Origin of the sequence: Ralstonia soli (genome assembly GCF_023955655.1) — a bacterium.
Classification (GTDB): Bacteria; Pseudomonadota; Gammaproteobacteria; order Burkholderiales; family Burkholderiaceae; genus Ralstonia; species Ralstonia soli.
Genome location: NZ_JAMXHT010000001.1, coordinates 511734 through 537827, shown reverse-complemented (window position 1 = coordinate 537827; position 26094 = coordinate 511734). Strand labels below are relative to the sequence as shown.

The 26094-nt window shown below is 65.4% G+C and carries 28 protein-coding genes; 19 read left to right on the top strand and 9 right to left on the bottom strand.

Annotated features, from left to right (window positions below; all coding sequences use genetic code 11):
* Positions 1–22 precede the first annotated feature (22 nt).
* The 3 genes from NG900_RS02470 to NG900_RS02460 form a co-directional block, all read right to left on the bottom strand.
* The gene (locus NG900_RS02470) at positions 23–841 is read right to left on the bottom strand and encodes an enoyl-CoA hydratase/isomerase family protein (protein ID WP_252676333.1); all 819 of its coding nucleotides are present in this window, start codon (positions 839–841) and stop codon (positions 23–25) included.
* Between the two features lie 68 nt (positions 842–909).
* Positions 910–2085, bottom strand: a complete 1176-nt coding sequence (locus tag NG900_RS02465) for an ABC transporter substrate-binding protein (protein ID WP_252676331.1) — start codon at positions 2083–2085, stop codon at positions 910–912.
* A gap of 86 nt (positions 2086–2171) precedes the next feature.
* Complete coding sequence (locus NG900_RS02460; RefSeq protein WP_252676329.1) at positions 2172–3176, bottom strand: LLM class flavin-dependent oxidoreductase; 1005 nt, start codon at positions 3174–3176, stop codon at positions 2172–2174.
* Between the two features lie 127 nt (positions 3177–3303).
* Here NG900_RS02460 and NG900_RS02455 point away from each other — a divergent pair, with 127 nt between their 5' ends.
* Complete coding sequence (locus NG900_RS02455) at positions 3304–4197, top strand: IclR family transcriptional regulator (protein ID WP_252676327.1); 894 nt, start codon at positions 3304–3306, stop codon at positions 4195–4197.
* 3 nt (positions 4198–4200) lie between these two features.
* Here NG900_RS02455 and NG900_RS02450 read toward each other — a convergent pair whose 3' ends face one another.
* A complete protein-coding gene (locus NG900_RS02450; RefSeq protein ID WP_252676325.1) occupies positions 4201–5193 on the bottom strand; it encodes a fumarylacetoacetate hydrolase family protein in 993 nt (330 codons plus the stop codon).
* 94 nt (positions 5194–5287) lie between these two features.
* Here NG900_RS02450 and NG900_RS02445 point away from each other — a divergent pair, with 94 nt between their 5' ends.
* The 4 genes from NG900_RS02445 (at position 5288) to NG900_RS02430 (ending at position 8672) form a co-directional block, all read left to right on the top strand.
* On the top strand, positions 5288–6160 hold the full coding sequence (locus NG900_RS02445) for an IclR family transcriptional regulator (protein ID WP_252676323.1): 873 nt from the start codon (positions 5288–5290) through the stop codon (positions 6158–6160).
* Positions 6126–7253 (top strand): DUF3108 domain-containing protein, encoded by a 1128-nt coding sequence (locus tag NG900_RS02440; RefSeq protein WP_420804107.1) that lies wholly within the window; start codon positions 6126–6128, stop codon positions 7251–7253. The genes NG900_RS02445 and NG900_RS02440 overlap by 35 nt, the downstream gene beginning before the upstream one ends.
* Before the next feature lie 2 nt (positions 7254–7255).
* Positions 7256–8095 (top strand): 3-oxoadipate enol-lactonase, encoded by an 840-nt coding sequence (gene pcaD, locus NG900_RS02435; protein WP_252676319.1) that lies wholly within the window; start codon positions 7256–7258, stop codon positions 8093–8095.
* Positions 8096–8414: 319 nt separating this feature from the next.
* Positions 8415–8672, top strand: coding sequence for a BTH_I0359 family protein (locus NG900_RS02430; RefSeq protein ID WP_004633745.1), 258 nt, complete (start codon positions 8415–8417; stop codon positions 8670–8672).
* 117 nt (positions 8673–8789) lie between these two features.
* Here the strand turns inward: NG900_RS02430 and NG900_RS02425 are convergent, their stop codons facing one another.
* A complete protein-coding gene (locus NG900_RS02425) occupies positions 8790–9182 on the bottom strand; it encodes a rhodanese-like domain-containing protein (protein ID WP_124383746.1) in 393 nt (130 codons plus the stop codon).
* Between the two features lie 172 nt (positions 9183–9354).
* On the opposite strand from NG900_RS02425, the gene NG900_RS02420 reads away from it, so the two are divergent.
* The 6 genes from NG900_RS02420 (at position 9355) to NG900_RS02395 (ending at position 15529) form a co-directional block, all read left to right on the top strand.
* Entirely contained in the window at positions 9355–10395 is a 1041-nt protein-coding gene (locus tag NG900_RS02420) for a homocysteine S-methyltransferase family protein (protein ID WP_252676318.1), read from the top strand.
* 50 nt (positions 10396–10445) lie between these two features.
* On the top strand, positions 10446–13163 hold the full coding sequence (gene metH / locus NG900_RS02415) for a methionine synthase (RefSeq protein WP_252676316.1): 2718 nt from the start codon (positions 10446–10448) through the stop codon (positions 13161–13163).
* 240 nt (positions 13164–13403) lie between these two features.
* On the top strand, positions 13404–13838 hold the full coding sequence (locus NG900_RS02410; protein WP_252676314.1) for a hypothetical protein: 435 nt from the start codon (positions 13404–13406) through the stop codon (positions 13836–13838).
* A 300-nt stretch (positions 13839–14138) separates the two neighbouring features.
* Positions 14139–14771: a response regulator gene (locus NG900_RS02405; protein WP_009277190.1), complete on the top strand. Its 633-nt coding sequence runs from the start codon at positions 14139–14141 to the stop codon at positions 14769–14771.
* A 103-nt stretch (positions 14772–14874) separates the two neighbouring features.
* On the top strand, positions 14875–15315 hold the full coding sequence (locus NG900_RS02400) for a response regulator (protein WP_252676312.1): 441 nt from the start codon (positions 14875–14877) through the stop codon (positions 15313–15315).
* Between the two features lie 73 nt (positions 15316–15388).
* The gene (locus tag NG900_RS02395; RefSeq protein WP_252676310.1) at positions 15389–15529 is read left to right on the top strand and encodes an entericidin A/B family lipoprotein; all 141 of its coding nucleotides are present in this window, start codon (positions 15389–15391) and stop codon (positions 15527–15529) included.
* A gap of 91 nt (positions 15530–15620) precedes the next feature.
* Here NG900_RS02395 and NG900_RS02390 read toward each other — a convergent pair whose 3' ends face one another.
* Positions 15621–17063, bottom strand: coding sequence for a sensor histidine kinase (locus tag NG900_RS02390; protein WP_252676905.1), 1443 nt, complete (start codon positions 17061–17063; stop codon positions 15621–15623).
* A gap of 227 nt (positions 17064–17290) precedes the next feature.
* Here NG900_RS02390 and NG900_RS02385 point away from each other — a divergent pair, with 227 nt between their 5' ends.
* The 3 genes from NG900_RS02385 (at position 17291) to NG900_RS02375 (ending at position 18647) form a co-directional block, all read left to right on the top strand.
* Positions 17291–17464 carry a DUF1328 family protein gene (locus NG900_RS02385; protein ID WP_252676308.1) on the top strand — a complete coding sequence of 58 codons (174 nt, stop codon included), beginning with the start codon at positions 17291–17293 and terminating at the stop codon, positions 17462–17464.
* A 148-nt stretch (positions 17465–17612) separates the two neighbouring features.
* Entirely contained in the window at positions 17613–18038 is a 426-nt protein-coding gene (locus NG900_RS02380; protein WP_252676306.1) for an ElaB/YgaM/YqjD family protein, read from the top strand.
* Positions 18039–18089: 51 nt separating this feature from the next.
* Positions 18090–18647: a ferritin-like domain-containing protein gene (locus NG900_RS02375; RefSeq protein WP_252676304.1), complete on the top strand. Its 558-nt coding sequence runs from the start codon at positions 18090–18092 to the stop codon at positions 18645–18647.
* A 128-nt stretch (positions 18648–18775) separates the two neighbouring features.
* On the opposite strand, the gene NG900_RS02370 is transcribed toward NG900_RS02375, so the two are convergent.
* Positions 18776–19099, bottom strand: coding sequence for a DUF1840 domain-containing protein (locus tag NG900_RS02370; protein ID WP_252676302.1), 324 nt, complete (start codon positions 19097–19099; stop codon positions 18776–18778).
* 186 nt (positions 19100–19285) lie between these two features.
* Between NG900_RS02370 and argS the strand changes: the two genes are divergently transcribed.
* From argS to NG900_RS02345, 5 genes are all read left to right on the top strand, one after another.
* The gene (gene argS / locus NG900_RS02365) at positions 19286–21076 is read left to right on the top strand and encodes an arginine--tRNA ligase (protein WP_252676300.1); all 1791 of its coding nucleotides are present in this window, start codon (positions 19286–19288) and stop codon (positions 21074–21076) included.
* Between the two features lie 60 nt (positions 21077–21136).
* On the top strand, positions 21137–21847 hold the full coding sequence (locus NG900_RS02360; protein ID WP_252676298.1) for an SPOR domain-containing protein: 711 nt from the start codon (positions 21137–21139) through the stop codon (positions 21845–21847).
* 135 nt (positions 21848–21982) lie between these two features.
* The gene (locus NG900_RS02355) at positions 21983–22639 is read left to right on the top strand and encodes a thiol:disulfide interchange protein DsbA/DsbL (protein WP_252676296.1); all 657 of its coding nucleotides are present in this window, start codon (positions 21983–21985) and stop codon (positions 22637–22639) included.
* Positions 22640–22750: 111 nt separating this feature from the next.
* Positions 22751–23560 carry an SDR family oxidoreductase gene (locus NG900_RS02350; RefSeq protein WP_252676294.1) on the top strand — a complete coding sequence of 270 codons (810 nt, stop codon included), beginning with the start codon at positions 22751–22753 and terminating at the stop codon, positions 23558–23560.
* Entirely contained in the window at positions 23560–24405 is an 846-nt protein-coding gene (locus NG900_RS02345) for a helical backbone metal receptor (protein ID WP_252676292.1), read from the top strand. Before NG900_RS02350 ends, NG900_RS02345 begins: the two co-directional genes overlap by 1 nt.
* Positions 24406–24473: 68 nt before the next feature.
* Here the strand turns inward: NG900_RS02345 and NG900_RS02340 are convergent, their stop codons facing one another.
* Together NG900_RS02340 and NG900_RS02335 are read right to left on the bottom strand one after the other, a co-directional pair.
* A complete protein-coding gene (locus NG900_RS02340; RefSeq protein WP_252676290.1) occupies positions 24474–24860 on the bottom strand; it encodes an antibiotic biosynthesis monooxygenase family protein in 387 nt (128 codons plus the stop codon).
* 23 nt (positions 24861–24883) lie between these two features.
* On the bottom strand, positions 24884–25963 hold the full coding sequence (locus NG900_RS02335) for an MBL fold metallo-hydrolase (RefSeq protein WP_252676288.1): 1080 nt from the start codon (positions 25961–25963) through the stop codon (positions 24884–24886).
* Positions 25964–26094 lie beyond the last annotated feature (131 nt).

Genomic DNA, 26094 nt, shown 5'->3' with positions numbered 1-26094 from the left:
CGGTCGGGGGATCGGGCGCCGTTCAGGCGCCATCGAACGTGGGCGGACGTTTCTGGCGCAGGCTGTCGATGCCTTCGCGCACATCGGGGCCGGCAAAGCCCATGAATTCGAGCGCGAGCGAGGTATCGAAACTCGGGCCCGCCAGGCGCAGCCAGTTGTTCAGCGCGTACTTGGTCCAGCGAATGGCCGTCTGCGAACCGGCGGCCAGGCGTTCGGCGATCTCGAAGGCGCGATTGACGAGCTCCGCTTCGGGCACCGCCAGCGAGACCAGTCCGATGCGCTCGGCCTCGTCGCCGGTCATGGATTCGCACAGCAGCAGGTAGTACTTCGCTTTGGCCATGCCGCACAGCAGCGGCCAGACAATCGCCGCATGGTCGCCCGCGGCCACGCCCAGTCGCGTATGTCCGTCGACGATGCGCGCGTCGCGGGCCGCGATGGAAATATCGGCCAGCAATCCGGCAACCAGCCCAGCTCCCACGGCCGGCCCGTGCATGGCGCTGACGATGGGCTTGTCACAGTTGACGAGGTTGTAGACCAGGTCGCGCGCCTCGTGCCAGACGCGCGTGCGCACGTCGAAGTCTTCGGCCATCTGCTCGACGAGGTGCAGGTCGCCGCCGGCCGAGAACCCCTTGCCCTCGCCGCGGATGAGCGCCACGCGCACCGAAGGCTCGGCGGACACGTCGCGCCAGATCTCGGCCAGCTCGCGGTGCAGGCTCGCGTCGGCGGTGGAGAGCTTGCGGTTGGCCGACTGCGCCGCGCCCATCACGATCTCAAGGATGGGACCGTGCTGAACGAGCGTGAGCGCCTGGTAGCGTGCAAAGCGGGGAGCGAGAGAGGTCATGACGTCTGCGTGTGTGGATCAAGCATAGCGGATGAGGCCGCGCGTGCAACGCGGGATGTGCGGCATCGTCACTTTGCCTCATCGGCCAGCCGCCATTCGCCGCGGCGGATCTGTGCCATCACGCGGGCACGCTGGTCCAGGCCAACGTGGTCCCGCGGGCTCATATTGACGACGCCGGTGCTGGTCGGCAGGTCGTGCACATGTTCTAGTGCGTCGCGCAGCGCCTCACGAAAGGCTGGCGTGCCCGGCTTGGCACGCTTGAGCGCCACGGGCACGGCGCGCTGCAGCAGCAGGCCGATGTCGCCCGTATAGGCGGCGAAGATCGACACGGTGCGCTTGCCGTTGGCCGCCTCGTAGCGGCGCGTGAAGTCGAGCGCCTGCGCCTTGGCCGGATTGCTGTCGGGCAGTTGCGCGGCGACCATGACCGGGCCGGTCGGCACGTAGGCGCCCTCGCAATCCTTGCCGCACAGCTTCACGAATTCGTTGTTGGAAACGCCGTGGTTGAAGTAGATCTTGCCGGTGTAGCCGCGCTCGGCCAGCGCACGGGCCGGCAGCGCAGCCGGCGTGCCGGACGCACCGATGACCACGGCATCCGGCTTGTTCGCCAGCAGATGCAGGACTTGCGCCGTCACGCTGTTGTCGGTGGGCGAGAAGCGCTCGGTATCGGTGATGCGGATGTGCTTGAGATCAGCAAAGCGCTGCACCTCGGTCAGGAACGCCTCGCCCAGCGCGTTGGCAAAGCCGATGTAGGCGATGGTCTTCACGCCGTGCGCGGCGGCGTGCTCGGCAATCAGCGAGGCCATGTGCGAATCCGAATGCGGCGTCTTGAAGATCCAGCGGCGCTGCGCGTCCATCGGTTCAATCAGCCGGGCTGAAGAGGCCAGAGAGATCACGGGCGTCTTGCCTTCGGCTGCCACGTCGATCATCGCCAGCGTGTTCGGCGTGGTGGATGAGCCGACGATGAGGTCGACATTGGATTCGGTGATCAGCTTGCGTGTATTGGTGACGGCGCGCGTGGTGTCAGACGCATCGTCGAGCACGATGATGCCGACCTTCTCGCCGGCAATCTCGTGCGGCCAGAGCTTGGTGGCGTTCTTTTCCGGAAACCCCAGCGAGGCCTGCGGGCCGGTGGCGGACACCGTCACGCCGATCCGGATGTCCGCCAGCGCGCTGGAGGAAAGCAGGGCCAAACCAACCAGTACGCCTGCATGTCGCGAATTCAATTGCTGCGTGGGTCGCCGCATGGGTGTCTCCTCCCGTTGTTTGGGAGCAAGCCTAGCGGTTTTGCGGCGGTTTGGCGATGCGGGGCCGCCCCATGGCAGGCACCGGCTCAAGCCGCCAGCGCGCGGAGCCCGGCGCGCGGAAGCGCGTCCTGCATCAGCGCGCGCATCGATTCCAGCACGGACGCCTGGGGCATCAGCCCGAAGTTGTGCAACGCCATGACATGGTCGACGCCCATGTCGGACAGCCGCGCGAGTTTTTCTGCCACCGCGTCGGGCGTGCCGAACAACGACAGGTCGCTGGCCAGCACGTCGTCATACGTTTGGCGGCGCGCATAGAGCCGCGTGGCGACGTACAGGTCGAATGCATCGGCGGCGGTGGCGCGCACCGTGGCTTCGGTCGGGCCCACGTGCGTGTGCAGGGCGACGGCCGCCATGCCGCGCGTATCGGTGACGCCCGCTTCGGACAGGCCGCGCCGGTAGTCGTCCATCAGCGCGCGGATGTCTTCGAAGCTTTCCACCGACGCATACGGCACGAACAGCATGCGCCGCCCCTGCCTGCCGATGTGGTACGCCGCCTCGCGCCGCAGGATCGCCACGTGGATCGGCACCCGCGCCTGCACCGGCTGCACGTTCAGGCGCACGTCGCGCAGGGTGTGGAACTGGCCCTCGTGATGCACCCGCTCGCCCGACAGCAGACGTTCGACCAGCATCAGCGCCTCGTCAAAGCGCTCGCGCTTGATGGCGGGGTCCACGTCATAGCCTTCGAACTCGTGCTTGAGGTACCCCGAGCCCACGCCCAGCGACAATCGCCCGCCCGAGAGCACATCGACCATCGCGTAGTTCTCGGCCACGGTGGCCGGGTGGTGGAAGGTGAGGATCGAGATGGCGGTGCCCAGCCGCAGCCGCTGGGTCTGGGCCGCCAGGTGTGAGAGAAAGACCGCCGGGTTGGGCACCGCGCCGTATTCATGGAAATGGTGCTCGGCCACCCAGAAGGTGTCGTAGCCGAGCGTCTCGGCGTGGCGGGCCTGGGCGATGACGTCTGCGTAGAGTTGCGGCAGACTGCGGGGCCGGTCCGGATAGTGGTCCTGCACGGAAAAGATCGACAGCTTCATGGCGTCTCCGGGTGTTTGATGTCCGTTTGGGGTCCGCTTGTGGTCTTTCCCAGCGCGCAGGGCCGCCGCGCCGGTTGTATCTTTTTGCGTAACGCGTATCTTATAAAGCGACAACAAAGAGTTCAAGATGCCCCTCGACGAATCCCTTCCACCCGAAGACGCCGCCCCCGACGATGCACCCGCCGAGCGCACCAGCGCCGGCATCCAGTCGGCCGAGATCGCGCTGACGGTGCTTGCGGCGATGGCCCGTTCGGGCGGCGCGCACGCCGTCTCCGAGCTGGGCCGGCAACTAGGGATGCCGCGCGCGAAGGTGCATCGCTATCTGGTGTCGCTGGAGCGCACGGGCTTTGTGGAGCAGGACCCGGCCTCTGCCCGTTACCGGCTGGGCGCGCAGGCGCTGCAGGTGGGGCTGTCGGCGCTATCCGACGTGGATTTCGTGCGCGAGGGCAGCAACCTGCTGCCCAAGCTGGCCGAGCGGCTGAACGAAAGCGTGTTCCTGTCGGTGTGGACGGAGCGCGGCCCGGTCATTGTGCGCTGGGAAGACAGCGGACGGCCGGTGGCGGTGAATGTGCGCGTGGGCTCGGTCATGCCGCTGCTGAACTCGGCCACGGGCCAGGCTTGTGCGGCGTGGATGCCCGAGATCCAGCTCGTCCCGCTCATCGACCGTGAACTGCGCGGCCCCGGCGCCGGCAAGGCGGGGCTGACCGACTGGCTGAACTGCCGCGCGCGCTGGCAGACGGTGCGGCAGGAAGGCGTGGCGCGCATTGGCGGGACGCTGGTGCACGGCATCGATTCGGTGGCCGTGCCGGTGCTCGATTCGCAAGGCAAGCTGGCAGGGGCGATCACGGCGCTGGGGCTGTCCAGCGTGTTCGATTCCAGCCTGGAAGGCCCCGCCGCACGGCTGCTGCGCGAGGCCGGGCGCACGCTGTCGCTGCGCCTCGGCTATCACGGGCAGGCGCTGACAGCGGGCACCGCGCAACCGAAGCGCGGGCGCCGCGCGAAAGCGGCCCCCGACGCCTAGGCGTTACGCCTGCGTGCCCGGCGCGATGACTTCCTGATCGATCGCGCCGAAGATCGACACGCCATTCGCATCGAACATCTCGATCTTCACCGTATCGCCATAACGCATGAATTCGGTGATGGGCGCGCCGGTTTCGATGGTCTCCAGCATGCGTTTCTCGGCGATGCACGCGTACCCCTTGCTGCGGTCCACGTTGGAAATCGTGCCCGACCCGACGATGCTGCCCGCACGCACATTGCGCGTCTTGCAGATGTGCGCGATCAACTGGCCGAAATCGAACACCATGTCGGTGCCACACTCGGGCTGGCCAACCTTCTTGTTGTTCCAGCGCACCGTCATCGGCAGATGCACGCGGCATTCGCGCCAGGCGCCGCCCAACTCATCCGGCGTGACGGCCACGGGCGAAAACGCCGTCGCCGGCTTGCTCTGGAAGAAGCCGAAACCCTTGGCCAGTTCGGCCGGGATCAGGTTGCGCAGCGACACGTCGTTGGCCAGCACGATCAGGCGGATGGCCTCAGCGGCGGCGGCGGGCTCGGTGCCCATCGGCACGTCGCCGGTAATGACGGCCACTTCGGCCTCGAAGTCGATACCAAACGCCTCGCTGCGGCAGACGATCGGGTCGTGCGCGCCGGCCAGGTCGTCGGAGCCGCCCTGGTACATGAGCGGGTCGGTCCAGAACTCGGGGGGCATCTCGGCGCCGCGTGCCTTGCGCACGAGTTCCACGTGGTTGACGTAGGCCGAGCCGTCGGCCCATTGATACGCGCGCGGCAGCGGCGCCATGCAGTTGCCCGCATCGAACGCGAACGGGTGACGCGCACGGCCCGCGTTGAGCTGGTCGTACAGCTCCTGCAGTTGCGGGGCGTGGAAGGCCCAGTCGTCCAGCGCGCGCTGCAGCGTGCCGGCGATGTGCGTGGCGTAGTGAGCGGTCTTCAGGTCGCGCGAGACCACGGCCAGCTGGCCGTCGCGCGAGCCATCCTTCAGGGTGGCGAGTTTCATGGGCGTCGTGTGCGGATCTTGTGCAGGAAAAGGCTGCGCGGATGGTACACCGTGCATCGGCTAAACTGGCCCGAACCCATCTTGCGACCCCACCATGTCCACGCTGCCCGCCCATACCGACACCGACAGCGATCTCGACCTGGAGTCCGACGCCGATGCCGAGCTGGATACGCCCGCGCGCACGGGCATCCAGTCCATCGAGGTCGGCTTCCGGCTGCTGGAGGTGCTCACGCACACCAACGGCCCGATGATGCTGCGCGACCTCGCGCGCGCGGCGCCCATGAACCCCGCCAAGGCACACCGCTACCTGGTGAGCTTTGCGCGCCTGGGGCTTGTCACGCAGACGCCGGAAGGGCGTTACGACCTTGGTCCCTTCGCGCTGGAAATGGGGCTGCGGAGCCTGAACCGGCAAGACCCGATGCGCCGCGCCCGCCCGACCGCCGCTGCGCTGCGTGACGAGATCGACCACACCATCGGCCTGGCCGTGTGGGGCAACCAGGGCCCGGCCATCGTCCATTGGGAAGAAGCCAGCCACCCTGTCACCGTCAGCCTGCGCCTGGGCGATGTGATGCCCATGCTCAACTCGGCCACCGGCCGCGTGTTCGGCGCCTACCTGCCGCGCGCGCAGACATTGCCGTTCATCCAGCGCGAACTCGAGCGTGCGGCCGCGCGCCCCGATGACAACCCTGAACTGCCGCGCACACTCGAAGCCTACGATGCCCTCTGCGCCGACGTGCGCCATCACGGTGCCGCGCGCATCCATGGCGGCGTGCTGCCTGGCATCAATGCGATGTCGCTGCCGGTGTTCGACGCCAACGGCCAGTTGTGCCTCGTCCTGATCGCGCTGGGCGCCCAGAGCACCTTCGACACCACCTGGAGCAGTCCGCTGGAGCGCCGCTTGCAGCAGGCCGCACAACAGCTGTCCGCCGATCTTGGATACGTCGCACCCACCGCCCCGCAACCCTGACGCATTGAGCGCCGACCCCACACAAGCCCGCTGGCGCCGCGTGCGCCGATTCGGACTGGTGTTACTGGCCGTACTCGCGCTGCACGGTATCGCTGTGCTGTGGATTGCGCGCAGCCGTCAGGTGACGTGGCCGCCAGAGCCAGAGCAGATCATTCCCGCGCTTCTGCTGCACCCCGAGCCGGTAAAACCGCCTGCCCCGCCCGCGCTCGCCAAACCGCGAACACCGGCGCCACGTCCCCAGGCGCAGACCGCGACAACGCCCCCACCTCCGTCAGTGACTGACGAGCCGCTCGATATGTCCGACGCGAACTCGTCGGACTTCATCGGCGCGGGCGCAGCGGCATCGGGTAACACTGGGATGGTGACCGACCTCGGCAGCGACGGTTCCGCCACACAGCCTGCGCTCGGCGACGCCTTCTCGCTCCCACCGTCGGCCACGCTGCGTTACGCCACCTACGTCAACGGCGTGCGCAACGAAGACGGCGTGATCCGCTGGACCACCGACGGCAAAACTTACACGCTGTCCGTCGAAATTCCGCTGCCGCTGTTCTTCGGCACGCTTGCGTTCCGCAGCGCGGGCACGGTCGGCGCCTATGGCCTGACCCCCATGCGCTACGAAGAAGTACGCGGTCGCCGACAACCCGACGTGACGACGTTCCACTATGCCGCCAACGCCACACCAGCCTCTAGCGTGCAGAGCGCTGCCACCGTCACTTTCACGCACACCACGGCCGTGCTGCCGCTGCCCGAGGGCACGCAAGATCGCTTCAGCGTCTTTCTGCAATTGACGGGATTGGCGCGGGGCGGCCCCCAGCGCATTGCCAGCCGGGGCCTCACGCTGGAGTTGCCCATCGCCGATACCGACAGCGTGGAGCTCACCCGCGTGCAGCACATCGGCGAAGACACCATCGACACCCCGAACGGCACGATTCGTGCGCAGCACTTCATACGGCTACCGCGCCGCGCGGACGACAAACGGCGCGTTGAAATCTGGCTGTCCGCCGATCACGGCTGGCTGCCGGTGCGCCTGCGCCAGACCGAGCCCAACGGCATGCAGTTCGACCTGGTCTACCAGTCCCAGGAAGGAGGCTGACCATGAACGCCCACACGCTCTCCAACGCCGGCACCGTGCACGCCAACGGCATCGACATCCACTGCCGCATCGATGGCGCGGACGGCCCGTGGGTCGTGCTCGCGCATGCGCTCGGGGTGGACCACCAACTGTGGGACAGCATCGCCCAGCGCCTGGCCGAGCGTCACCGCGTGCTGCGCTACGATGCGCGCGGTCACGGCAAGACCAGCGCACCGCACGGGCCCTACACGCTGTTCCAGATGGCCGACGACGTGGCCGGCCTGCTCGATGCACTGTCGATCGAACAGGCGCATTTCGTCGGCCTGTCGATGGGCGGCATGGTGGGGCAGGTGCTGGGCGTGCGGCATCCGCAGCGGCTGCTCTCGCTCACGCTGTGCGACACCGTATGCCACACGCCGGTCTCCGCGCACGCCATGTGGGACGAACGCATCGGCCAGGTGGAGGCGCACGGTATGAGCGGGATCGTCGAGCCCACCATGCAGCGCTGGCTGACCACGCCGTTCCGAGAAGCCCATCCCGACACGGTCGAACGCATCCGCAACCTGCTGCGCGCCACGCCGCCCCACGGCTATGTCGGCGCTTGCCTGGCCATCAAGGCGCTCGACACGCGCAGCGCGCTCGCACGCATCGCCTGCCCCACGCTCGTCATGACCGGCGAGGAAGACGCCGGCGCGCCGGTGGAGGTCGCGCGCGAAATCGCCTCGCACATTCCCGGCGCACGCTTGAAAGTGATCCCGCGCGCAGCGCACCTCGCCCCTATCGAACAGGAGGAGGCCTTTCTCACCGATCTGGATGAGTTCCTCGGGCACGCCGGATGCGGGAGTCAATGTGACACGCCATGAGGCCTGTTTGCCGTGCCGATAGTTGCAGGCGCCCCGCACACGGCTGAGCGTCTACTCGCCGAAAAGCGGAGGGCTGCCTGCGTCTTTTGATGCAGGGACCGAAAGGTCTTGTTACGCGATCGCAACGCCCGTCACACATTCCACCTCGCGTTTGCGAACTTTATGGCCAATGATTAAGCCCAAGGAGCAGATGGGGCAGAACGGTCAAGCGGTGGGAGTTGATCGGCCCTTGAAGTCCTGGCCGTGGGCCCCATCTACCCGGTGCAGCAGTAGAGCAGTCCCCACAACAGCAAGACGATTGACGCCTCGGAGGTGCACCATGCAAATGATCTACAACAGCGACAACTACTGTGTTGTCGAGTTCGGTGTAGACGGCCAACACGCCATGCTTTCCGCAGGCGGCTACGAGATCGTCGACAAAAACCTCAAACGTGAAATCTTTCTCGGCGGCGAGTTGGCCGAGCATTTCCGCGAGGACGTGAAAAAGCTGATCGCCAGCGAACCCACGGTCGAAGAAGTCGACGACTTTCTCGGCAAGTTCGACACGGTGATGACGCAGCCTGTCACGATGCACTGAAGTACCGCGCGGGCAGAACCGCCCGCCCGACGCATCCGTAAAAAACGCCCGGAGCTTGGCGCTGCCGGGCGTTTTTTTATGTGCCGATCGATCGACTATCGCACCGATTGTTTCTCTCTAGCATTGCTCCCACGGCAGGCCGGCATGGCGCCAGCCATTGAGTGTGTTGCGATGGCGTGTGCCATCCAGATCGCCCTCGAAGCCGTGACGCACAACGTAGACATCGCGAAAGCCCGCTTCTTCCAGCGCATGCGCGGCGGCCGCCGAGCGGTTGCCGCTGCGGCAGATCAGCACGATCGGGCGTTCGATGCCGTGGCCGGTGAGTTTGCGCACGGTGGGCACGAACTCCGGGTTCACCTCCCAGTGCGGGCCGTCGTTCCAGGAAACGTGGTGAGCGCCGGCCGGATGGCCCACAAACAGGTGTTCCATTTCGCTGCGGCAGTCGACAAAAAGCGCAGCAGGCGTACGTTGCAGGAAGGCGTGGGCGTCGGTGGGGTCGAGCAGTTGCATGGCGGCTATCAGGGCGGGGCGAATGGCGTGATGTGGATTATAGGAGCGCGATTGCCCCGCAGTTGCCCATACTGGCGGCAAGTCATTGATGCGACTGGTAAAATTCGCGCTTGGCCGTCAATCCTGCCGCAATTTTGAATATCTGACCGGCCGCTGCACCTCGGAGTCCTTCATGACCGCGCCCCTGCCCTACACCCGTGCCGCCAACCTGCCCGCGCTGCTGCGCGAGCGCATCCTCATCCTGGACGGCGCAATGGGCACCATGATCCAGCGCTACAAGCTGACCGAGGCGCAGTACCGCGGCGAGCGGTTCGCCGATCACCCGATCGACGTCAAGGGCAACAACGAACTGTTGTTGCTGACGCGCCCCGAGGTCATCCGCGAGATTCACGAGCAGTACCTGGCTGCTGGTGCCGATCTGATCGAAACCAACACCTTCGGCGCGACGACCATCGCGCAGGAAGACTACAAGATGGCGAACCTGGCCTACGAGATGAACGTCGTGGCCGCCCGCTTGGCGCGCGAGGCTTGCGACAAGTACAGCACGCCCGACAAGCCCCGCTTCGTGGCCGGCGCGTTCGGCCCAACGCCCAAGACCGCCAGCATCTCGCCTGACGTGAACGACCCCGGCGCACGCAACGTCAGCTTCGACCAGCTGCGCGACGCGTACTACGAACAGGGCAAGGCGCTGCTCGAAGGCGGCGCCGACGTGTTCCTCGTCGAAACCATCTTCGACACGCTCAACGCCAAGGCGGCGCTGTTCGCCATCGACCAGCTCTTTGAAGACACCGGCGAGCGCGTGCCCGTGATGATCTCCGGCACCGTGACCGACGCGTCTGGCCGCATTCTCTCGGGCCAAACGGTGGAAGCCTTCTGGAACAGCCTGCGCCACGCCAAGCCGATCACCTTCGGCCTGAACTGCGCGCTGGGCGCCGCGCTGATGCGCCCGTACATCGCCGAGCTGGCGAAGATTTGCGATACCGCTGTCTCGTGCTACCCGAACGCCGGCCTGCCCAACCCGATGAGCGACACGGGCTTTGACGAAACGCCTGACGTCACCTCCAGCCTGGTCGATGAATTTGCGGCCGCTGGGTTGGTGAACCTGGTGGGCGGCTGCTGCGGCACCACGCCCGAGCACATCAAGGCGATTGCTGACCGCGTTGCGAACCGCAAGCCGCGCGGCTGGCCGGGCCAGTACAAAGACGCCGCCTAAGCCACGACACCACGCCTGCACACTGCCGTCCCCCTTTGCATCAGAAGAACATGACCGACCACCCCATGCGCCTCTCCGGCCTCGAACCGTTCAACATCGGCGAGGGCTCGCTGTTCGTCAACGTCGGCGAGCGCACCAACGTCACCGGGTCCAAGGCGTTCGCGCGCATGATCCTGAACAGCCAGTTCGACGAGGCGCTGGCCGTGGCACGCCAGCAGGTCGAGAACGGCGCGCAGGTCATCGACATCAACATGGACGAGGCAATGCTCGATTCGAAGGCGGCGATGGTGCGCTTCCTGAATCTGATCGCCTCGGAGCCCGACATCGCGCGCGTGCCGATCATGATCGACTCGTCGAAGTGGGACGTGATCGAGGCAGGCCTGAAGTGCGTGCAGGGCAAGGCGATCGTCAACTCGATCTCGCTCAAGGAAGGCGAGGAACAGTTCGCCCACCACGCCAAGCTGATCAAGCGCTATGGCGCGGCTGCCGTGGTGATGGCCTTCGATGAGCAAGGCCAGGCCGACACGTTCCAGCGCAAGACCGAGATCTGCAAGCGCAGCTACGACTTCCTGGTCGATAAAGTCGGCTTTGCGCCGGAAGACATCATCTTCGACCCGAACATCTTTGCGGTTGCCACCGGCATCGAGGAGCACAACAACTACGCGGTCGACTTCATCGAAGCCACGCGCTGGATCAAGCAGAACCTGCCGTACGCGAAGGTGAGCGGTGGCGTGTCGAACGTGTCGTTCTCGTTCCGCGGCAACGACGTGGTGCGCGAGGCGATCCACACCGTGTTCCTGTATTACGCGATCCAAGCGGGCATGGACATGGGCATCGTCAACGCGGGCCAGTTGGGCGTGTACGAGAACCTCGACCCCGAACTGCGCGATCGCGTGGAAGACGTGGTGCTCAACCGCCGCCCCGATGCGACCGACCGCCTGCTGGAAATTGCCGACCGCTACAAGGGCGGTGGCACCAAGCGCGAAGAAAACCTCGCGTGGCGCCAGGAGCCGGTGGAAAAGCGCCTGGCCCACGCGCTCGTGCACGGCATCACCGACTACGTGGTCGAAGACACGGAAGAAGTCCGCCAGAAGATCTTTGCTGCCGGCGGCCGCCCGATCCAGGTGATCGAAGGCCCGCTGATGGACGGCATGAACATCGTCGGCGACCTGTTCGGCGCCGGGAAGATGTTCCTGCCGCAGGTGGTGAAGAGCGCCCGCGTGATGAAGCAGGCGGTGGCCCATCTGATTCCGTTCATCGAAGAAGAGAAGCGCCAGATTGCCGCGGCCGGCGGCGACGTGCGCTCGCGCGGCAAGATCGTCATCGCCACGGTCAAGGGCGACGTGCACGACATCGGCAAGAACATCGTCACCGTCGTGCTCCAGTGCAACAACTTTGAAGTCGTGAACATGGGCGTGATGGTCCCGTGCAACGAGATCCTGGCGAAGGCGAAGGTCGAGGGCGCGGACATCATCGGCCTGTCGGGCCTGATCACGCCGTCGCTCGAAGAGATGGCCTACGTGGCCTCCGAAATGCAGCGCGATGACTACTTCCGCGTGAAGAAGATCCCGCTGCTGATCGGCGGTGCGACCACGAGCCGCGTGCACACCGCCGTGAAGATCGCGCCGAACTACGAAGGCCCGGTGGTCTACGTGCCGGACGCTTCGCGCTCGGTGAGCGTGGCATCGAGCCTGCTGTCGGACGAAGGCGCCGCGCGCTACGTCGAAGAACTGCATGCGGATTACGACCGCATCCGCACCCAGCACGCCAACAAGAAGGCCACGCCGATGGTGTCGCTGGCCGCCGCGCGCGCCAACAAGACGAAGATCGACTGGTCCAACTACACGCCGCCCAAGCCCAAGTTCATCGGCCGCCGCGTGTTTCGCAACTACGACCTGAACGAGCTCTCGCAGTACATCGACTGGGGCCCGTTCTTCCAGACGTGGGACCTGGCCGGCAAATTCCCCGACATCCTCAACGACGAGATCGTCGGCGAATCGGCCCGCAAGGTGTTCTCCGACGGCAAGAGCATGCTCGCGCGCCTGATTGCCGGGCGCTGGCTCACGGCCAACGGCGTGATCGCGCTGCTGCCCGCCAACACCGTCAACGATGACGACATCGAGATCTACACCGACGAATCGCGCTCGGAAGTCGCGCTCACCTGGCGCAACATCCGCCAGCAGAGCGAGCGCCCGATCATCGACGGCGTGATGCGCCCGAACCGCTGCCTGGCGGATTTCATTGCCCCTAAGGACACCGGCATTGCCGACTACATCGGCCTGTTTGCCGTCACCGGCGGCATCGGGGTGCAAAAGCGTGAAGCCGCTTTTGAAGCCGATAACGATGACTACAGCGCAATCATGCTCAAGGCCCTGGCCGACCGCTTCGCCGAAGCGTTTGCCGAATGCCTGCACGCCCGCGTGCGACGTGACCTGTGGGGCTACGCGCCGGACGAAACACTCGACAACGACGCACTCATCCGCGAGGAATACAAGGGCATCCGCCCCGCGCCCGGCTATCCGGCCTGCCCGGAACACACCGTCAAGCGCGACATGTTCCGCGTGCTCGACGCCAAGGAGATCGGCATGGACCTGACCGAAGCACTGGCCATGACGCCGGCCGCGTCCGTGTCGGGCTTCTATCTGTCGCACCCGGACAGCACGTACTTCACGCTCGGCAAGATCGGCCAGGACCAAGTGGACGATATGGCCGCCCGCAGCGGGGAAGATCGCGCCTTTGTGGAGCGCGCCCTCGCGCCGAATCTTTGATTTCTGTGACAAGACGTTTAAGACATAGTGTGTGCCACACTGTGTCTTACGCCGGCAAACCCTTGTCAGCATTGGCTTGGGCGGCATTTCAAGAGGGGTGATGCTTTCATTACAAAGGCTTACACCCCCTAACAGTCGTAACCGGAAGGGCTCCCTAGACTGCACTCATTCGCTCAACACACAGAGCGATGCCGCGACGAATCCCTCGCGTGGCCGTTCAGAATCAAAGGAGTCTCTTCCATGAACAAGCTGCTGATCTCCCTGTCCGCCATCGCCATCGCTGCTGCTTCGGCTTACGCCAACGCGCAAACCCCGTCGGTCAATGCCGGCGTGCAAGCCAACGGCACGGCAGCCGTCGCACCCGCACCGGCCAACACGGCCAACGTCGGCACCGGTCTGAAGGCTGATGCCAAGTCGGATGGCGGCGCCAAGCTGGACACCGAGTCCGCCAAGAGCGAACTGAACACCAAGGCCCAGCACGGCGCCAAGGCCGTCCACGAACACAAGGCCAAGGGCGAAGCCGCCCTGGACAAGACGGCCGACAAGGTCGGCAAGTCGGTTGGCAAGACGGAAAAGTCGGCAGAGAAGTCGGCCAAGTCCGCCAAGGCTGACACCGCTGCCGGCGCGAGCGCCGATGCCAGCGTGAACGGCACGGCTACCACGCAGACGAAGTAATCGCGTCTGCGCCGGGCTCGCCCGGCACACCCAGGCCATCACGGGGCGGATACCTTCCGCCCCGTTTTCTTTTGGCCGCACGCTCCCAGGCACACCGATTGCTACTTTGGCAGACATCGGCATGTTGCGATTCATGCACATCGCGAGGTTCCCATGGAAACGCCTACGACCCGCCCCGAAGCCGCCGACAAGAGGGACGCCGGTTTCACTCCACAGTCCGATACAATTGCTGTCGTATCGAACCAACAAGCGCAGCGCGCAGGTATGGGCGGCCCGCCCAGCGCGCCCGTAAGGAGCAGCATGATTCGCGTCCTGATTGCGGACGACCACGAGATCGTCCGTGCCGGCCTTCGGCAGTTCCTGTCCGAAGAGCGGGACATCGAAGTCGCGGGGGAAGCGGCAAGCGGCGAGGAGGTGATGGAGCAGTTGCGCACCGGCGCCTTCGACGTGGTGGTGCTCGACATCTCCATGCCCGATCGCAACGGCATCGACACGCTCAAGCTCGCGCGCCAACGTCACCCGGATCTTCCGGTGCTGATCCTGTCCACCTTCCCGGAAGACCAATACGCGATCAACCTGATCCGCGCCGGTGCCTCGGGCTATCTGACCAAGGAAAGCGCGCCGGATGAGCTCGTCAAGGCCATCCGCACCGTGTCGCAGGGTCGCCGCTATGTCAGCCCGACGGTGGCCGAACTGCTGATCGGCGGCCTGGAAAAACCGACCGACCAGCCCCTGCACCAGACCCTCTCCAAACGTGAATTCCAGATCTTCTGCAAGCTCGCGCGTGGGCAATCGGTGTCGATCATCGCGGAAGAGCTGTTCCTGAGCGTCAAGACGGTCAGCACCTACCGCACGCGGATTCTGGAAAAGATGGGCATGAAATCCAATGCCGATCTGACCTATTACGCCATCAAGAACGGCCTGGTCGAGTGACCCCGGTGGGGCGCAAAAATACCCCATAGCAGGCCGCAAACCCTGCTGGCATGTAGGACAACGCCTGATACCACCGAGGCCACCCGCTGGCTAACATCAACCCATGCTGGATCAAGCCGTCACCCTCTCCACTCGTGGCCTGCGCGTCCTCCTGATCGAGGATTCCCCCGTGCTTCGGGGCATGGTGCTGGAATACCTCAAGGCCTCCGCCTTCGTGGCGACGGTCGAGTGGGCAGACACCGAAGAGTTGGCGCTGCGCCTTCTCGCGCAGGGCCACTACGACGTCGTGATCGTCGACCTGCAACTGCGGCAGGGCAATGGCTTCAAGGTTCTCCAAACGTTGCGCGATCAAGCATCGCCCAGCGTGCGCATCGTCTACACCAACCACGCGCAAGTGCCGACCTACCGGCAGCGGTGCTTTGAAGCCGGCGCCAACTACTTTTTCGATAAATCGCTCGAACTCGACAAGGTGTTCGAGGTGATCGAAGAACGCGCCGGCGTCGCCCGGCCCCGCCCGCAGCCTGCGCAACATTTCCACCCCTGAGCATTCCGCGCCTGCCGCGCGCTCCGTGTCGTGCCGCGGGCCCAACGCCGTTTTTCACCCCAAGGAGCGTTCGATGAAGACCCTGTGTGCCGCACTTGCGCTGACGTGCGTTTTCCTGGCCGGCTGCAACACCATGGCCGGCGCCGGCAAGGACCTCCAGACTGGCGGTCAGAAGCTGGAAAACTCGGCCGACAGCGCCAAGCAGAAGATGTAACGCCGGTTTCAGTCACGCCGGTATCCCAAACAAAAGCCCCTCGACGGGGCTTTTTGTTTGGGCGGATGCGCAGCGCGATAGCGATGGCCGCTCAGGCCGTCGCGCCACCGTGGCCCGGGCCGGGCGTGATGCCGCGTGGCAGCGCTTGCATGCCAGACGGCGTGTCGGCGGCGGTATGATCGATCACCGCATCGGTGGGTGGCAGCTCGACGATGATGGTCACGCCACCGCCCGGCATCGAATCGATGGTGAGCGTGCCGCCCAGCGCGATGGCGCGTTGCTCCATCCCCAGCAGGCCATGATGGCCGACCATGCGGCGCCGTTCGATATCGGCGGGAAAGCCGCGGCCGTTGTCGCGCACGCGCAGGCGCACGCCCTCGTCGCCCACATCGAGCGCCACCGACACCGTCGTCGCATGCGCGTACTTCGATGCATTGGTGAGCGATTCCTGCACGATGCGATACAGCGCGATGGCCGCATCGTCGGTCAGCTTGGGCATGTCGTCAGGCAGGCTCACCTCAGTGTGCCAGCCGTTGCGCGTGCCGACGTCTTCGGTCAATTGCGAGAGCGCTTCCACCAGGCCCAGATTGAGCAGGATGGTCGGGCGCAGGTCTTCAATCAGGCGACGCTTGATCTGGATGCCCTGATCGACGTGGGCCATCACACGCGTGATCTTTTCGCTTACGGCGGGCTCAGTCGCGTGAATGCGCGAGCGCAGCCAGTGCAGATCCATCTTGGTGGCGGTGAGGATCGCGCCCAGTTCATCGTGCAGCTCGCGCGCCAGGCGTGTTTTCTCGTCTTCCGTCACACGCTGCAAGTGCGCGGCCAGGTCGGAGAGCTGCCGCGTGCGCTCACGCACCATGCGGTCGAGCTTCTGGCTTTCTTCTTCGGCCATGTCGCGCTCTCGCTCGGTCATGGCGAGCCGCTTGGCGTGCTGCATGCCCAGCACCACCAGCAGGATGATGTTGACCGCTGTAATCAGCGCAATGCCGTAGCGCGACAGCGCCAGATCGCGCTCGGCGTGCTCCAGGCTGCGGGCTACGGTGGCGATCTCGCGCTGGCGCAGGCGATCGAGCCCCTGCCGCACGGCCTCCATCGACGCCTTGCCGAAATCGGTACGCACCAAGTCGAGCGCCACCTCCAGATCACGCTTGCCGTAGATGAGCGTGAGCTCCATCTCGGTGAGCTTGCGGCTGACCTGCAGCGCCGTCTCCGAGAACAGCTTGAGCGCATCCGGATCGTTCGCGTAGTGGTCGCGGATCTCCGCCATCAGCGCGTGGATGTGCGGGATGGCCTTGTTGTACGGATCGAGGTATTCGTCCTTGCCCGTGAGCAGGAAACCGCGCTGGCCGGCTTCGGCGTTGACCAGCTCCGCCATCAGCTCGTTGATGGCGGTTTCGGCCTGCTGAGATTGGATCACCTGCCGGTAGCCCTGGCTCAGTCGGATGTTGCCCGTCTCTGAGGCAATCAGCACCCCGAGCGTCAGCAGAATGCCGCCGGCGAGCAGCAGAGTGGAGCGCAAGGATGACCGCATGGCATGCAGACCCATAGGGAACGCGCCTGGCCGCCCGACGCGGCGCGCGTTGCGTTTGTATTTTTTGGCAGTTGGCATGATACCCCGCGGGCGTCCCGGGTGACACTTGGGGCGCACCCCCGTCTCAGGCACGCCGTGTGCGTAGGTGTAGGCCTGCAGGGCTTTGGCGCGAGCGCCATGCAGCACCAATGCCCTGTCCTCCAACCATCCGAACCGGAGACGACAACATGCTGAAATGGGCACTGATCTTCGCCATCATTTCCGTGGTGGCCGGCGTGCTGGGCTTTACCGGCATTGCCGCGGGCGCGGCGGGCATCGCCAAAATCCTCTTCTTCATCTTCGTGGTGCTGTTCGTGCTGTTCCTGGTACTCGGCGTCACGGTCTTCAAGGCTGTCGATTAGCCCCCTTCCCCGACGCGGAAAAGCGCGGCCCGTGTCTTGCTAGTCCAATTCGTCAGGCACGGCCCGCGTTCACGCGCGCCGAAATCGCAACCGTCCATCCGCACCGCCGGTGAGCACTTCCCGCGGCGCCAAGAGGAGGATTCCCACCATGTCTTTCTTTGCCACCCAACGCGTTCGCAGCCGAATCGACGACGTCAGTGACCGGGCACACCGCGCCATGAACAGCGCCAGTGACGCCGTGGATCACGCCCGCTACGCCGCCCGCCCTGCCGTGGAAGACGTACAAAGCCTGCTGCGCTCGCTGGAAAACGCCATCCATACCCTGACGGACGAAGGCAGCGCAGAAGCGAGCCGGGCCAGCCGCACGCTGCATGCGCGCGCCGACCAGCTGCGCCGCGCCGCCAACGACCGCGCCCACCAGGCTCGCGAACGCATGGATTGGGCACTCGACCGCACGGAAGAAACCATCACGTCAGCGCCGTTCAAGTCTGTCGGCGTGGCCGTGGCGATCGGGGCGGCGATCGGCCTCGTCGTAGCCCTGGCCGGCGGCAGCCGGCGCGAGTCCAGCGAGTAAGCCCGGACCTCGGGCCGCCCCACGCCAATCCAACCCCGCAGGAGCATTCACATGAGCCGGACCAACGTCGCCGCCCCCTCGGAAAGCGGCTTCCTCACCGACATCAAAACCTTGCGCGATCGTGCCCGCAAGCACATCGAGGAAGGCGCGGTGACTGGAGACTACAAAGCCGATCGGGACACGGTGCTGCGGCTGCTGAACGAGGCGCTGGCCACTGAGCTGATCTGTGTGCTGCGCTACCGGCGCCACCACTTCATGGCCAAGGGTATCAACGCCGAACCCATCGCCGCGGAGTTTCTGGTGCACGCCAATGAAGAGCAGCAGCACGCCGACAGCATCGCCACGCGCATCGTGCAGCTGGGCGGCGAGCCCAACTTCAGCCCCGAGGGCCTCTCCACGCGCAGCCATTCTGAATACGTGGAAGCCAACGGCTTGGTCGACATGATCAAGGAGAACCTGGTGGCCGAGCGCATCGCGATCGACAGCTACCTGGAGATGGTGCGCTACATCGGCGACCGGGACCCCACCACGCGGCGCGTGCTGGAAGAGATTCTGGCCGTGGAAGAAGAACACGCGGACGAACTGTCCGACATGCTGCACGACCAATAACGCAAATGCGGTAGGTGCAGTCGGAACAGACACCGGTCAACGCGCCAGCCCCCCTCCCCCGCTCCCGGCCCTCGTGGCCGGATGCCCGGACCGCCGTTGCGGTGGCCGGGCATTTTTTTATTGAACGCTCAAACGCCCCACATCACGGGCGTCTGCTCGACCTGCGATTCTTCCAGCATGTGCAGCAGCGGATAGGCGCGCTGGCCGAGATGCGGCGGCTCTTCTTCACCGTTTTCGTCCAGCTCGGGCGCGGCCAGCTCGGCCACCTTGATATGCGCCTGGTGCGTATCGTCCTTGATGGCGCGCTTGAGACGGTCGATGGCGTGGGGCATCTCCTCGGGCGTAATGACGCCGCGCTCGCCCAGCGTCTTGCCGATCACGCCCAGCAACACCATGGCGAGATCCTTCTGCATGGAAAACTTTTGCGAAGCGTGCGAAGTAAAGGTGATCATGATTTTCGTGGTTCCCTTGGTTGGGTTGGGCCCGCAGATTGCCATGGCTGGAGGCAGATACCTCTCGGATACCTCTGAGACCGCGGCTCACCTGATAAAATTTCGTACTTTTCCCCGAACAACGCAACTGGCCGCGCCGGAACTGGATTTCAACCGGTTTCAGCACTGCCGGCGTCATGGTTTCTTATGCTGCCCTCCCACAAACAGACGATCGCCCAATTGTTGTCCGACGCCGTCGGCACCCTGCTGCCCGAGGGCCAAGCCCGACCGGAGATCGTCCTGGAGCGCCCCAAGCAAGCCGCGCACGGCGACATCGCCTGCAACGTGGCGCTGCAACTGGCCAAGCCGCTGGGCAAGAACCCGCGTGAACTCGCCGGCAGCATTGCGGACGCCATCCGCGCCGATGCGCGCGGCCAGCGCCTGGTCGCCGCCGTGGAAATCGCCGGCCCCGGCTTCATCAACCTGCGCCTGTCGCCCGCTGCGCGCGCTGACGTGATTGCCGCCGTGTTTGCCGAAGGCGACCGCTACGGCGCCGCCAACACCCATGACGGCGCGCCCGTGCTGGTGGAATTCGTCTCCGCCAACCCGACCGGCCCGCTGCACGTCGGCCACGGCCGCCAGGCGGCGCTGGGCGATGCACTGGCGAGCCTGCTCGACTGGCAGGGCCACAAGGTCCACCGCGAGTTCTACTACAACGACGCTGGCGTCCAGATCCAGAACCTGGCCGTGTCCGTGCAGGCCCGTGCGCGCGGCTTCAAGCCCGGCGACGCCAACTGGCCAGAAGCCGCCTACAACGGCGACTACATCGCCGACATCGCCGCCGATTACATGGCCGGCAAGACCGTGCGCGCCTCCGATGGCGAACCCGTGACGGGCGAGCGCGACGTCGAAAACCTCGAAGCCATCCGCCGCTTCGCCGTCACGTATCTGCGCAACGAGCAGGACATCGACCTGCAGGCCTTTGGCGTGAAGTTCGACCGCTACTACCTGGAATCGTCCCTCTACACCGAGGGCAAGGTGCAGCAGACGGTGGACGCGCTCATCGCTGCCGGCAAGACGTACGAGCAGGAAGGCGCGCTGTGGCTGCGCACCACCGATGACGGCGACGACAAGGACCGCGTGATGCGCAAGTCCGACGGCGCCTACACGTATTTCGTGCCCGACGTGGCGTACCACACCACCAAGTGGGGCCGCGGCTTCACGCAGGTGATCAACGTGCAGGGCAGCGACCACCACGGCACCATCGCCCGCGTGCGCGCCGGCCTGCAGGGCCTGAATATCGGCATTCCCAAGGGCTACCCCGACTACGTCCTGCACAAGATGGTCACGGTGATGAAGGACGGCGCCGAGGTGAAAATCTCCAAGCGCGCAGGCTCCTACGTGACGGTGCGCGACCTGATCGAATGGTCCAACGGCGATGCCGATGCGCAAGCGGGCGTCGACACCATCCGCGCCTGCGTAGACGCCGGTGAGCCGAACTGGCCGGCGCGCTTCACGCGCGGGCGCGATGCCGTGCGCTTCTTCCTGCTGTCGCGCAAGGCCGATACGGAATTCGTCTTCGACGTCGATCTGGCGCTCAAGCAGAGCGACGAGAACCCGGTGTACTACGTGCAGTACGCCCATGCGCGTATCTGCTCGGTGTTCGAGCGCGCCGGCGTGGATGCTGCCTCGCTTACCGGCGCCGATCTGGCGGCGGTGACTGGCCCGGACGTCAGCCCGCAGGCAACCGCCCTGGTGCAGCGCCTCGCGGCCTTCCCCGACATGCTGGCCGACGCCGCGCGCGAACTGGCCCCGCACGCAGTGGCTTTCTACCTGCGTGACCTGGCGGGCGATTTCCACGCCTTCTACAACGCCGATCGCGTGCTGGTCGACGACGAGGCCGTCAAGCGCGCCCGCCTGGCGTTGCTGGCTGCCACGCGCCAGGTGCTGCGCAACGGGCTGGCGGTGATCGGGGTGTCGGCTCCGCAAAAGATGTAAATGCGCACGATTTGGCATCACACGGCGCTCTTATAATCGGGCGCTTCTAGAAGGATGGACATGGCACGTAATACGCAATCTTCCCGTGCCCGCTCGCAACGGGGCGGCACGTTTCTGGGTCTGGTGCTTGGCCTGATCGTCGGTCTGGCGATCGCCGTGGTGGTGGCGGTGTACATCACCAAGGCGCCGGTGCCGTTCGTGTCGCGCAACGGCGCACAACCCAAGCCGAGCGAGCCGGGCACCGTGGTCAACCCGCTGCCGACGCCCGCACCGGCAGCGCCGCAGGCCAGCAGCCCGGCAACCGACCCGAACGCGCCGTTGTGGAGCCGCGTGCCGGCTAAACCGGTCGACCAGGCCCCCGAGCCGAACAACCCGCCCCCGGGCATCACCATCCACCCGGCTCAACCCGCTACTCCCACCCCGGCCCCGCAGCCTGCCAGCACGCCGGCGGCCAAACCGCCGAAACCCGCCACGCCGGCCGAAAAACCCGTGGCAGACCCGATTGCCGAAATCGCGCGCCAGGATGCCGCCAAGACGGGCTACTTCCTGCAAGTGGGCGCTTACAAATCGGCTGAAGACGCCGAGCGCCAGAAGGGCAATCTGGCCATGCAAGGCTTTGAAGCCAAGGTGACGCAGCGTGAAGTGAACGGCGCGATCATGTTCCGCGTGCGCATGGGCCCGTACAACTCGCTGGACGAAATGACCGCCGTGCGCAGCCGCCTGCAGTCGGCGGGCGTGGAGTCGTCGGTCATCCGCTTTGCCCGTCAGTAACGTGAAGTCATGCAGCCCGCTTGAACCCGGCGGGCTGTGATCGGTCAGAAACCTGAGATTCGGTTACGCTGACACCCGCTCTGGGCTGCTCGGACCTCGATTTCGGTGGTTTTCCCGCTATTTCTTCCATTCACCATGAAAAAACTCGCTGCTTTCCTGATCGCCCTCGCCACCGGCGCCGGCCTGCTGATGACCGCGCCGGCCAACGCCGCGCCCACCGCCGGCAAGGACTACAAAGTGCTGCAGACGCCGCAACCGGTGCCCGCAGGCAAGATCGAAGTGACGGAGTTCTTCTGGTACGGCTGCCCCCACTGCTACGACTTCGAGAACACCTGGACGGCGTGGGTTGCCAAGCAAGGCAAGGACGTGGTGATCAAGCGCGTGCCGGTCGCCTTCAATGCCAAGCTGGAGCCGCATACCCGCATCTATTACACGCTGGAGGCGCTGGGCAAGCTCGACGCCAAGGACGCCAGCGGCCGCACGCTGCATGACCGCGTGTTCGATCAACTGCACAAGAACTACCGCTCGATGTCGGAACTGGATGACATTGCCAAGTTCATGGCGGCCAACGGCGTCGATGAAAAGCAGTTCCGCGACACCTACAACTCGTTCAGTGTGAACGCCAATACCAAACGCGCCGCGCAACTGGCTGACCAGTACAAGATCGAAGGTGTGCCGACCGTGGTGGTGCAGGGCAAGTACACCACCTCGCCGGCCGACGCCGGCAGCAACGTGGGCGCCGCCCAGACGCTCGACTACCTCGTCGATCAGGTGCGCAACCGCAAGATGTGACGGATTGCCGCGTTTCCGGGCCTCCGCCCGGGCGTGACACCGCCATCGACGCCCGCCCCAGTGCGGGCGTTTTTTGTGCGTCGGCCTTCTTCACACCCACAGGACATCGACATGAGCCAGACCGTCTTCATCACCGGCGCTTCCAGCGGGATCGGCCAGGCGCTGGCACGTCAGTACGCGGCTCAGGGCGCCACGCTCGGGCTGGTAGCCCGGCGTGTGGAGGTGCTCCACGACTTTGTGCAGACGCTGCCCGCCAGCATGCGCAGCCGCTGCCATTGCTACGCCGCCGATGTGCGCAGCGCTGATTCCATGCGCGCCGCCGCCGATTCCTTCATCGCCACGGCGGGACTTCCCGACGTGGTGATCGCCAATGCCGGCATCTCGGTCGGCACCGACCTGCGCGAACCCGGCGACCTGAAAGCCTTTGCCGCCGTCATGGACACCAACTGGATGGGCGTGCTCCACACCTTCCAGCCGTTCGTCGGGCCGATGCTGGCGCGCGCTATGCCCGGCCAGCCCGGCGGCACGCTGGTTGGCATTGCCAGCGTGGCAGGGGTGCGCGGGCTGCCCGGCGCGGCGGCGTACAGCGCCTCCAAATCGGCGGTGATCAAGCTGATGGAAAGCCTGCGCGTGGAGTTCAGTCCTCGCAAGAATCGGCCCGGCCTGCGTGTGGTGACCATCGCCCCCGGCTACATCCGCACGCCGATGACCGAGCACAATCCATATCCGATGCCCTTCCTGATGCCAGCAGACCGCTTCGCGCAGAAGGCCGCAAACGCCATCCATCGCGGCGTGCGGTTCACGGTGCTGCCATGGCAGATGGGCATCGTGGCCAAGCTGCTGCACGTGCTGCCACGCTGGCTCTACGACATGGCGTTTGCGCGCGCGCCGCGCAAACCCCGCAAACCTGAGATTTCGTGATGACTTACACCGACGCGCTCGGCCAGGCGCACGCCGCGGTAGACGCCCCGCCGCGCATCGCCAGCCTGGTGCCTTCCATTACCGACCTGCTGTTCTCGCTCGACCTCGGCGATCAGCTCGTCGCTCGCACCGGCTTCTGCATTCACCCGCGCGAAGCGGTGCGCAACGTGCCCAAGGTGGGCGGCACCAAGACCGTCAAGCTCGACAAGCTGCGCGAGCTGGCGCCCACGCACGTCATCGTCAACATCGACGAGAACACGCGCGCCACCGTCGACAAGCTGCGCGAGTTCATCCCCAACATCATCGTCACGCATCCGTGCGCGCCTGAAGACAACCTCACGCTGTACCAGCTGCTGGGCGGCATTTTCCGTCGCGAGACGCAGGCGCAAACGCTGTCGGATGCACTCACGCAGGAACTGGACGACCTGCGCGGCCGCCACTTCCTGCCACACCGCGTGCTGTACGCCATCTGGCAAGACCCGTGGATGACGGTATCGCGCGACACGTACATCTCGCGCATGCTCAAGCTCGTCAATTGCCACACGTGGCCGGAGGACCCGGCGCCCGTGCAATGCGGTACCGAAAAGAGCGGCGATTGCGCCCGCCCCAACCGCCCGGACACGCGCTACCCCACGTTCCGCTGGAGCGATGAAGTGGTGCGCAGCATCGACTGCGTGCTGCTTTCCACCGAGCCCTACAGTTTTACCGAAGAGCACGTCGACGCGCTGGAGAAGCAGATCGGCAAGCCGGTCTACCTCGTGGATGGCGAGATGGTGTCGTGGTACGGCAGCCGCGCGATCGAGGGTGTGCGCTACCTTGGCCAGTTTGCCAAGACACTGCGCTAGGTCGATCAAGTCGCCGCCCAAAACAAAACCCGCCGATCGGCGGGTTTTTTGCTGGAGTGGATGGTGCGCTATCGCACGAAGCCGTAGTCATACTCCACCTTGGCAATGCGCAGGTGATACGACGCATACCACTGTTCGCGCCCAAGCTTCTGCGCGGCCATGTGGTCGCTCTGGTTCTTCCACTCGCGAATGGACTCCAACGACGACCAGTACGACACGGTAATGCCCGGCCGCCCCTGCGCGCCCGCCAGCTCATCGCGCACGGATTCGATACCGAGAAAGCCCGGCATGTCGCGCGCCAATTCCACCATGCGATCGGCCATGGCGCCGTAGCCGTTGTCGCCTTCGGTGCGGGTGGAGGAGAAGATCACGGCGTAATACGGCGCCGGTGGGGTGTTGGCGGGAAACGGCAACGCGACGGCGCTGTCGTCGAGAACGTCGTGCTGGTCAGCCATGGCGGAGTCCGTGAAGAGCGAGGTTATGCGGCGGCGCGAAAGCGGACGATACCGTCGGTACCGGTTTCGCGCACCAGTTCACCACGGTGCCACAGCGCATGGAGGTGGGCAAGCGCCTCGCCCATGGCAAACGTCATCTGGTGCACGTCGAACTGGCGCTTGAAGATGACGTTGACGATGTCGCGAGCGGACTGCGGGGCCGTCTTGCACGCGGCCCGCGTTTCGGCCAGGCGATCGGCATGATGGTCACGCAGCTGCCGGATGCGCGTATGCAGGCCACGGAACGGCCTGCCGTGCGACGGCAGGATCAGCACGTCTTCGGGCAGCGATTCGTACTTGCCGAGCGAATCGAGATACAGCGTGAGTGGATCGGCCTCGGGCTCCAGGTCGAACACGCTCACGTTGGTGGAGATGCGCGGCAGGACCATGTCGCCGGAGATCAGCACGTTGGCGTCTTCGCTGTAGAGCGCGACGTGCTCGGGCGCGTGCCCGAAGCCGGTGATGACGCGCCAGTTGTGCTGGCCGATGTGGACGACGTCGCCGTCCATCAGGCGGCGGTACTGGCCTGGTACGCTCGGTACCAGCGTGCTGTAGTAGTCCTTGCGGTTGCGGATGCGGTCGATGGAGTCGGCGTCCACCAGGCCGTGGCGCTCGAAATGGCGCGCGGCGAATTCGCCGCCGGCGTTCGAGGCGCCGGTGCCGCCCACCAGCATGCGAGCAAAGGCGTAGTCGCCCAGGCTCATCCACAGGCGCACGTTCCAGCGCTTGGCGTCGCCGCCCTCGCACAGCCAGCTCGACAGGCCGACATGGTCCGGATGGCAGTGCGTGACCAGCACGCGCAGCACCGGCAGGCCGTCGAGGTGGTTCGCGAAAATCGTTTCCCAATGCCCGCGAATGGCTTCGTGGTTGATGCCGCAGTCGATGATGGTCCAACCGTCCTGCCCGTCCTGGTGATCGCGCAGCAGCCAGAGGTTGATGTGGTCCAGCGCGAACGGCAGCGGCATGCGCAGCCAGTAGATGTCGGGGGCAACCTCAAAGCGCGTGCCGCCTTCAGGCAGCGTGTCGCCAAACGGATAGTCGAGTTGGAGTTCGAGTGCGTTCATGGGAGTAGTCTCAAGCCGCCTTGGAGAGGCGGTCTTCGTGGATTGCGGTCTCGCGCCTTTGACGCTAACGTTAACGTCAATTCGACGTCGGGTCTCCCATCTTAAGCGAAAACTTAATGCCGCTGCCCGGC